The organism is Rhizobium sp. KNZ2-6A (assembly GCF_056755475.1).
In genome coordinates, this window is record NZ_JBNDIC010000004.1 from 231,387 (window position 1) to 238,968 (window position 7,582).

8 protein-coding genes are annotated in these 7,582 nt (G+C 62.6%); 4 read left to right on the plus strand and 4 right to left on the minus strand.

Features of this window, described 5'->3' with window-relative positions; translation table 11 throughout:
* Window positions 1-96: 96 nt before the first annotated feature.
* Together ACPYOP_RS05155 and ACPYOP_RS05160 are read right to left on the minus strand one after the other, a co-directional pair.
* Window positions 97-660 carry a methylated-DNA--[protein]-cysteine S-methyltransferase gene (locus tag ACPYOP_RS05155; protein WP_481409305.1) on the minus strand — a complete coding sequence of 188 codons (564 nt, stop codon included), beginning with the start codon at window positions 658-660 and terminating at the stop codon, window positions 97-99.
* 137 nt (window positions 661-797) lie between these two features.
* Window positions 798-935 (minus strand): hypothetical protein, encoded by a 138-nt coding sequence (locus ACPYOP_RS05160; RefSeq protein ID WP_481409306.1) that lies wholly within the window; start codon window positions 933-935, stop codon window positions 798-800.
* Window positions 936-1,156: 221 nt separating this feature from the next.
* Here ACPYOP_RS05160 and ACPYOP_RS05165 point away from each other — a divergent pair, with 221 nt between their 5' ends.
* The gene (locus ACPYOP_RS05165) at window positions 1,157-1,768 is read left to right on the plus strand and encodes a 2'-5' RNA ligase family protein (RefSeq protein WP_481409307.1); all 612 of its coding nucleotides are present in this window, start codon (window positions 1,157-1,159) and stop codon (window positions 1,766-1,768) included.
* A gap of 9 nt (window positions 1,769-1,777) precedes the next feature.
* Here the strand turns inward: ACPYOP_RS05165 and ACPYOP_RS05170 are convergent, their stop codons facing one another.
* Window positions 1,778-3,430 carry a SulP family inorganic anion transporter gene (locus tag ACPYOP_RS05170; RefSeq protein ID WP_481409308.1) on the minus strand — a complete coding sequence of 551 codons (1,653 nt, stop codon included), beginning with the start codon at window positions 3,428-3,430 and terminating at the stop codon, window positions 1,778-1,780.
* A gap of 104 nt (window positions 3,431-3,534) precedes the next feature.
* On the minus strand, window positions 3,535-4,449 hold the full coding sequence (locus tag ACPYOP_RS05175) for a LysR family transcriptional regulator (protein ID WP_481409309.1): 915 nt from the start codon (window positions 4,447-4,449) through the stop codon (window positions 3,535-3,537).
* A 59-nt stretch (window positions 4,450-4,508) separates the two neighbouring features.
* Here ACPYOP_RS05175 and ACPYOP_RS05180 point away from each other — a divergent pair, with 59 nt between their 5' ends.
* The 3 genes from ACPYOP_RS05180 to ACPYOP_RS05190 form a co-directional block, all read left to right on the plus strand.
* Entirely contained in the window at window positions 4,509-5,483 is a 975-nt protein-coding gene (locus ACPYOP_RS05180; RefSeq protein WP_481409310.1) for a quinone oxidoreductase family protein, read from the plus strand.
* A 260-nt stretch (window positions 5,484-5,743) separates the two neighbouring features.
* A complete protein-coding gene (locus ACPYOP_RS05185; RefSeq protein WP_481409311.1) occupies window positions 5,744-6,925 on the plus strand; it encodes an MFS transporter in 1,182 nt (393 codons plus the stop codon).
* A gap of 113 nt (window positions 6,926-7,038) precedes the next feature.
* Window positions 7,039-7,582, plus strand: a 544-nt coding sequence (locus tag ACPYOP_RS05190; RefSeq protein ID WP_481409312.1) for a M14 family zinc carboxypeptidase, incomplete at its 3' end; no start/stop codon positions are given.

Sequence of the window (7,582 nt, forward strand, 5' to 3'; positions counted from 1 at the left end):
CGCGATCCCAAGCGGATCCGCTTGAACGACATGGATACGTTATTGTTCTCCCGCAATTTCGGACGGAAAACGCTAAGCACTTTTCCTGGATTTGCTCTAAAACCCAAGCGACTGCTGCACCGGCTTCGGTGGCGCGAGCTGAACGCCTTCCAGCTCCAGCATGCGCGCCTTGGCATTCGAGCCGCCGGGTGCCGAAAAGCCGCCGATCTTGCCGCCGGCCGCAAGAACACGATGGCAGGGAATGATCAGCGCCACCGGGTTCTTGGCCATGGCCTGGCCGACATCGCGCGCGGCCTCCGGCCCCACGCCAAGCTGCTTGGCGAGCGTCCCATAGGTGGTGGTATGACCCCAACCGACCTGTCGGGCGGCGTCATAGATCCTCCTGAAAAACGCATCCTGTTCGCCGAGATCGAGCGTGACGCCCGAAAAGTCGATTTCCTCGCCCGCGAAATAGCGCTTCACCTTGGAGACCACTTCAGCAACCTCCGGCGTCGGCGTGCCGGGCTGCGCGTTCGACAGGCGACGCAGCAACAAGCGTTCCGTTGCTGCCGCGTCCTTCGTAGGCAATTGAAAGCGGATCACGCCGGCATCGCTCCACGCGATGCCGCAAAAGCCGCCGGCGGTTTCGAAGATCAGGTAATTCTGCCTTGTCTGATTCATGACGAAAGCTCCTGTGTTTCCACTTGTCATGAAAATCGTCCTCGCGAGCGTCGAATTCAACCCGATTCTTGCAAAGATCGGCAATTGCCACCGTTTTAGCGACAGCGGAGCACCGTGAGACAATCGCAGGCGGAGTATCAATATCCGCCGCCGGTCGGAGGGGCGTTCAGTGTCATGCCGCCGCCGGAGTTGCGCTCACCTGAGGTCGAGCAAGAAGCAATACCAAGGCCGATGAGAGCGAGGAAAATGGCCGCGAAGACTGGTCTGGTGAACATGGCTGTCATTCCTTGTGGTGAGAATGGGCACGAAAGCCCGAACCTGGAATGAACGGATCAAGCCGCCCTTTTATTCGATCGTTTTTTGAGAGCTTACGGGTCGAAAAGTTCTATCGGCACAAATGTTCATGTTTTGTTCTTGCGCTCATGGCCGCGGAGTACTATGGTTTCGATATCGAAAAACAGGAGGAGACAAAGCCCGGACGGCTTTGAACAAAGCCATGCAGCGCGCGGACCAAATGTCATTGGATCTCGGCAAATCGCCAATAAGGCGCAAAGGCAAAAGCCTGCCAAAGCGCGGACAAGCTCTTTATTTTGCGGCGCTGCCGGACCCGGAAATCGCTAAATTGGCCGCTGAAATGACCGTGGGCCACAGTCGGCGAAACGGACTCACGCGCACGCCAAGAAAGCCTGATCTCTATCATGTCACCATCTATCCTATCGATATTGTCTCCCGCTCCCAAGAGGAAGCCACCTTCGCTGCGTTGGGGGCCGGATCAACCATCTGCCTGAAATCGTTTCCCTTGGTATTCGATCGGGCGGGAACGTTCGGCAATGGCAACAAACGTCAATATGTCCTCTGGTGCAGGGAAGAAAATGAAGGGCTAACAACACTCCGTCGGGAATTGGATGCTGGCATGCAAAGTATGGGCTTTGAAAGTGGCATACCAAGGTCATTCCAACCCCATATGACGCTGTTCTATTGCGACCGCATTCTTCCCGAAATGAGGTTGGAGGAGCCGGTCACGTGGCCGGTTAAAAACTTCACGCTGGTGAACAGCTTTCAAGGCGACGGCGAACACGGCCATGTCTGGCACTGGACGCTGTTCTAGATTCCGCGTTTACTGTTTTAGAACAGGTTCAGCAGCTCCCGAAGACGCCACCACCGCCGCCACGGCGTCATCGACGCTGAAGCTGCAGCGGTTCTCGACGTCCACGACACCGGCGGCCGTCATGAGATCGCGGACGCGGTCATGTACGCGGGCGAACTGGACGCGCAGACCCCGGCGCTGCATGGCGCTGTCGAACTCCATCAGGGCGTCCATCGCCGTGCTGTCGATATCGGAGCTCTCCTCCAGGCTGAGGATGACAGCCCGCAATCCGGTTTCACCGCGGCTGCCCAATAATATCTCGCTGAAGATCGTCTCGGCATTGCCGAAAAACAGGGTTTCGCCGGGGCGCCAGATGGCAATGCCCGGTATCTCCGAGGCATCGTCATGCCTGCCGACATCGATGAAATCATGGCTGTCGTTCAGCCGGCCGAGACGCGCGACATGCGGCGAGGCCAGCCGATGCATCATGGCGGCGAGCGAGAGTGCGATTGCCAGCAGCATGCCGTTGAGGACGCCGAAAGCCAGCACGCCGACAGCGGCGCCCATCGCCACGTAGAAATCGCGATGCAGGCGTCGCAGACGCAGGATCGGGCTCGGATCGAGCGCATGGGTCAGGGCCGCGATCACGACGGCGGCCAGCACCGGCTCGGGCAGAAGTGCTACGAGCGGCCCGGCACAGGCGATCAGGATCGCAAGGCCGATCGCGGCAAAGACGGTGGTCGCCCGCGTCTTCGCTCCCGCCGCCTCGCTGGCGAAGCCGGCTGAAAAACCCGCGCCGACCGGCATGCCCTGGACGAGGGCGCTGGCAATATTGGCGGCACCCAGCGCGCCAAGCTCGCGATTGACCTCCAGCGTCTCGCCGTAGCGCAGCGCCAAGGCCCGCATCGTTCCCCAGGATTCGGCAAAAAGGATGAGAACCAGAGGTACCGTGAACTGCGCCAGGCGCGAATAGCCAGCCCAGCCGGCATCCGGCAGCGACGGCCATTGCGGCAGGATCTCGATTGCACCGACCAGCTTGACACCGTGACCTTCGAGGCCGAACAGGTAGGAGGCGAAGATGCCTGCGGCAAGCACGAGGAAGGCGCCGGGAACGCCCGGCAGCCGCTTCAGCAGCAGCAATGCCGCCAGGGCGACGATGCCGATGGCAACGCTGATCGGATTCCATTGCAGGACCGCGCCGAACAGTGCCGCGGCATAGGTGAGGATATTCGAACCCTGCACGGGCACGCCGACCAGGATCGGCAGCTGATGCAGAATGATGGTGATTGCCAATCCCAGCGCGAAGCCGCGCAGCACGGGCCGTGAAATAAAGCCGGTGATGCCACCGAGGCGCAATGCGCCGGCAATGACGAACAGAATGCCGGCGAGCGCCACGGCAACCGTGGCAAGGCCAGCCTTGACGGTGGCGTCGCCCGGAACCACCGCCAATGTTGCGGCGAGAATGGCGGCCGACGAGGATGTGGGGGAGACGATGGCAAAGCGGCTACGGCCGAATATGGCATAGACCAGGCATCCGGCAATGCCGGCAAGAATGGCCCGATGCGGCGGCAAGCCGGCGATGCCCGCGTAAGCGACCGCTTCAGGCAGCATCAGGCCTGCAACCGATATGCCCGCGACGAGATCCGCCCTGTCCATCACGAACCAACTGCCCAGCTTCGTCATCGATCACCGACCGTAGGTATGGCCCATCCGTCTATGGCCTGCCTATCTATGGATAGAGATTCGCCTCCGGGCCGCAACAGGAAAATACAAGCCGGAACCCGGCTTTACGCGGCCGCCTCCGCCTCGCCGCACAAAGGGCAGCTTCGAGCGATGATGTCGCTGACGAAATCCATCACCGCGCGGATGGCCGGCGAGCGGCGCAGATCCGGATAGGTGACGAGCCAGAGGTCCCGCGTGGGTGACGGAACCGCCACCGGCAGGCGCGTCAGCCCCGCTTCGCTATCACCCAGAAAGGTTGGGAGCGCCACGACGCCGAGCCCGGCGCGGGCTGCCTCCAGCTGGCCGAAAACATCGGTGGCGCGAAACACGATCGGGCGGCCATCCAGCAGGCTGCGGAGCCAGGTCTGCTGCGTCAGATGCTCCATTGCGGCATCGTAGCCGATGAAGACCCACTCGGCCTCGGGCCTTTGCGCCACGGTCGGAATGGCATAGAGGCCGAAACGAATGACGCCGATACGCCGAACCAGGAGATCGCTCTCCTCCGGCCGCGTCATGCGCACGGCGATATCGGCCTCCCCGTAGTTGAGCGCAGCGCGGCGGGTGACGCCGGCAATCGTCAAGGTGATGTCCGGATGCTCGTCACGGAAGAGAGCCGCTTTCGGAGCGAGAAGATGGGCGGCGATCGACGGCGGCGCGCTGATCTTTACCGCAGCGGAAAGTCCGGCGACGGCGCTCTTCGAATAGCGCCTGATCGCTTCGACATTCTCCTCCATTCCCGTCACCAGTTCGGCAATGGCGCGGCCGTCGGCCGTCAGCGGCGAGGTGCGCGGCCGCCGGTCGATCAGGCGCAGGTCGAGCGAACGCTCCAGCGCGGCAATGCGGCGGCCAACCGTTGCGTGATCCACGCCAAGCTCCCGCGCCGCCGCGGAAAGCGAGCCGGTTCGTGCCAGGGCGGCGAAGTGAAGAAGATCCTGCCAATCGATCATCGGTGCATTATTGCACAGAAGCGGTGAGTTCATACCGAATTTATTCAAGTCGCTGTTTATGGTCAAAGATCTCCTGAAAGGAGACTTCCCACATGCCCCTAGCGATTACCATTACCGGCCCGGGCGGACCCGAGGCCATGAAAGCCGTTGATCTCCCCGCCACCGAGCCGGGTCCCGGCCAGGTCCGGATCCGCCAAAGCATTTCCGGCGTCAACTTCGTCGACATCTATGTCCGCTCAGGGCTCTATCCGCTGCCACCAGGCCAGAGCGTGCTCGGCTTCGAGGGCGCCGGCGTCGTCGAGGCCCTTGGCCCTGGCGTCAACGAGCTGAGCGTGGGCGACCACGTCGCCTATATCGGTCATCCGCTCGGCAGCTATGCCGAGGTGCGCACGCTATCGGCCACCCGGCTGGTGAAATTGCCCGATGGCGTCAGCGAGCGTGTCGCCGGCAGCACCATGCTGCGCGGACTGACGGCACATATGGTGCTGCAAAAGGTCTATCCCGTGAAAGCGGGCGAATGGGTGCTGGTTCATGCGGGAGCGGGCGGTCTCGGCCAGCTCGTCACACGCCTTGCCAAGCGGCTTGGCGCGAACGTCATCGCAACGGTCGGTTCCGAAGCCAAGGCAGAATTCGCCCACGAGGCCGGAGCCGATGTGGTTCTCCTGCACACATCCGAGGATTGGGTCGTGGAAACGCGCCGCATTGCCGATCGCCGTGGCGTGCATCTCGCCGTCGATGGCATCGGCGGCACCATGCTGTCGCAGACATTTGCCGCCGTTCGTCCTTTCGGAATGGTCGCAAGTCTCGGCCAGGCGGCCGGCCCCATTCCGCCGATCCAGATAGAGGAGCTGACCGCTCCGCGCGCGATCGGCCTGTCTCGCCCGAGCGTATTGACCTATGCCAATGATCCCGAGCTCTATCGCCAAGGCACGACCGCGCTGATGGCGGCGCTGCAGGCCGGACTGGTTAACCCGATCGGCGCCGAATACGAGTTGAAGGATGCGGCGAGAGCCCATGCCGACCTCGAGGCGGGACGAACGACGGCCAGTGTCGTCTTGACGATGTAAAGCCTTCCGAGCGGGGCCTGCAAACCGGCCCCGCTTTCACAATGGACGGCTTCGGCTCGCACGCACAATCAATTCATCCCGTCAATCGCTTTTGCTGCAAGGCAGCAATTCGTTGACCACGCCCGCTTTTGCCTGATACCGGTTGTCCGTGGCGATGCACGGCCCTCCGGCCGCCACCGTCATGGCTATCCGATACCGAACCCCGTTCCTTCGTGGCAAACAGCATGGACATCGTTGCCGATGTCCGCAGGCGATATCCCGTGAACACTGCCTCCCAGACCATCCGGTCCACCTCGACCCTATCCCTCCTCTCGATCGTCGCGCTGACATTCTTCGGCTATGCCGCCATCGGTCTTCCGCTCGCGGTTCTGCCGACCTATGTCGACAGTGGGCTCGGTTTCGGCGTCGTCTGGGCCGGCATCGCCGTCAGCACGCAATATGTGGCGACCATCGTCAGCCGGGCGCAGGTCGGGCGGCTCTGCGATCAATATGGGCCGCGCCGCTCGGTCTTTCTCGGGTTCCTCGCTTACGGGCTTTCCGGCGCGCTGACGATCGCCTCGACCTTTACGGTCCATGTTCCGACGGCGAGCCTTGCCCTTCTGCTGACCGGCCGGCTGGCGCTCGGCATCGGCGAAAGCTTAGTGAGCACCGCGGCAATCACCTGGGCGATCGGCCTGATGGGATCGCGCGAAACCGTGCGCATCATCTCGTGGAACGGCATCGCCACCTATGGCGGCATTGCGCTCGCCGCACCCTTCGGCGCCTGGCTGCAGGGGCAATACGGTTTCTTCACCATCGGCGTCGTCACCATTATCCTCGCCGTCGCCGGATTCTTGCTGGCACAGACGCGTCCGCCTGTTCCGGGCGTGAAGGAAAAGGGCATCGGCACCGGCCAGGTCCTGAGCCGCGTGGCGCCGTACGGCGTCGCGCTTGCGCTCGCCTCCAGCGGCTTCGGCGTCGTCATGGCCTTCGTCGCGTTGTTTTTCCATAGCCGCAACTGGGAGGGCGCCTCGTTCGCACTCAGCGCCTTCGGCCTCGCCTTCATGGGCGTACGCCTGGGCCTTGCGCAGGCAGTCGCCCGCTTCGGTGGCCTGCCGCTGGTCCGCATTTCACTCGTCATCGAGATCGTCGGCCTGGCAACGCTTGCGCTTGCGCCCTCCCCGACCGTTGCCATCATCGGCGCGGCTCTCGCCGGCGCCGGCTTCGCGCCCGTCTTCCCGGCACTCGGCAACGAAGCCATGGAACGCATCCCGCCGCAGAACCGTGGCGTCGCGCTCGGGCTCTATTCGATCTTTCTCGATGTGTCGCTCGGCTCGACCGGGCCGATCGCCGGCCTTTTTGCCGATCATCTCGGCTATGCCGCACCCTTCTCCTTCGGGGTCGGCGCGGTCCTGCTCAGCCTGATCCTAAGTTTCTGCCTGCGCGGGAATCGCGATCCCTGACGCCATTTTCGCCGTTCGTCCCAATCTGATTTCGGTGCGCGACGACAAACGGTTGCGGTCTGCCGTCAAGGCTTGGTATGCGTCTCACATCATTGCCAGCAGGAGGCCCGCCCATGAATGTCACCGAAATCGTCATCGAAGGCGACACTGCGGGGATCGTCTGGCGGCTGCCGGTTCTGCATTTTGCCGGCAGCAAGGCCGATGCGCCGAAAATCTATATTCAGGCGGCACTGCATGCCGGTGAGCTGCCGGGCACAGCCTTGGCGCATTTCCTCTGCGAGCGCCTGCGGCAGGCGGAAGCGGCTGGCGCCATTTTGAGCGATATCATCGTCGTGCCGCATGCCAATCCGATCGGCGCGGCGCAATCGCATTTCGGCGAGATGCAGGGCCGTTTCGACCTGGGCTCACGCACCAATTTCAACCGCGATTTCCCGCTGATTTCGGTCCGCGACCGCGATCTCCTCATCGAAAATCTGGAACGCTATCCAGCAGTCGACCGGCTGAAGCGTCAGCTGATCCACATGGCGCTCGGCGCCGATCTGGTGATCGATCTTCATTGCGACGATGAATCCCTGCAATATGCCTATATCGACGAGGCCTTCTGGCCGGAGGCTTCCGGTCTTGCCGCCGCGTTGAATATGGATGCCGTTTTGCTGT

Excerpts from the sequence above, each read along its gene's own strand:
- ACPYOP_RS05155 (WP_481409305.1), bottom strand. The coding sequence starts at position 660 with ATGAATCAGACAAGGCAGAATTACCTGATCTTCGAAACCGCCGGCGGC.
- ACPYOP_RS05160 (WP_481409306.1), bottom strand. The coding sequence starts at position 935 with ATGTTCACCAGACCAGTCTTCGCGGCCATTTTCCTCGCTCTCATCGGC.
- ACPYOP_RS05165 (WP_481409307.1), top strand. The coding sequence starts at position 1,157 with ATGCAGCGCGCGGACCAAATGTCATTGGATCTCGGCAAATCGCCAATA.
- ACPYOP_RS05170 (WP_481409308.1), bottom strand. The coding sequence starts at position 3,430 with ATGACGAAGCTGGGCAGTTGGTTCGTGATGGACAGGGCGGATCTCGTC.
- ACPYOP_RS05175 (WP_481409309.1), bottom strand. The coding sequence starts at position 4,449 with ATGAACTCACCGCTTCTGTGCAATAATGCACCGATGATCGATTGGCAG.
- ACPYOP_RS05180 (WP_481409310.1), top strand. The coding sequence starts at position 4,509 with ATGCCCCTAGCGATTACCATTACCGGCCCGGGCGGACCCGAGGCCATG.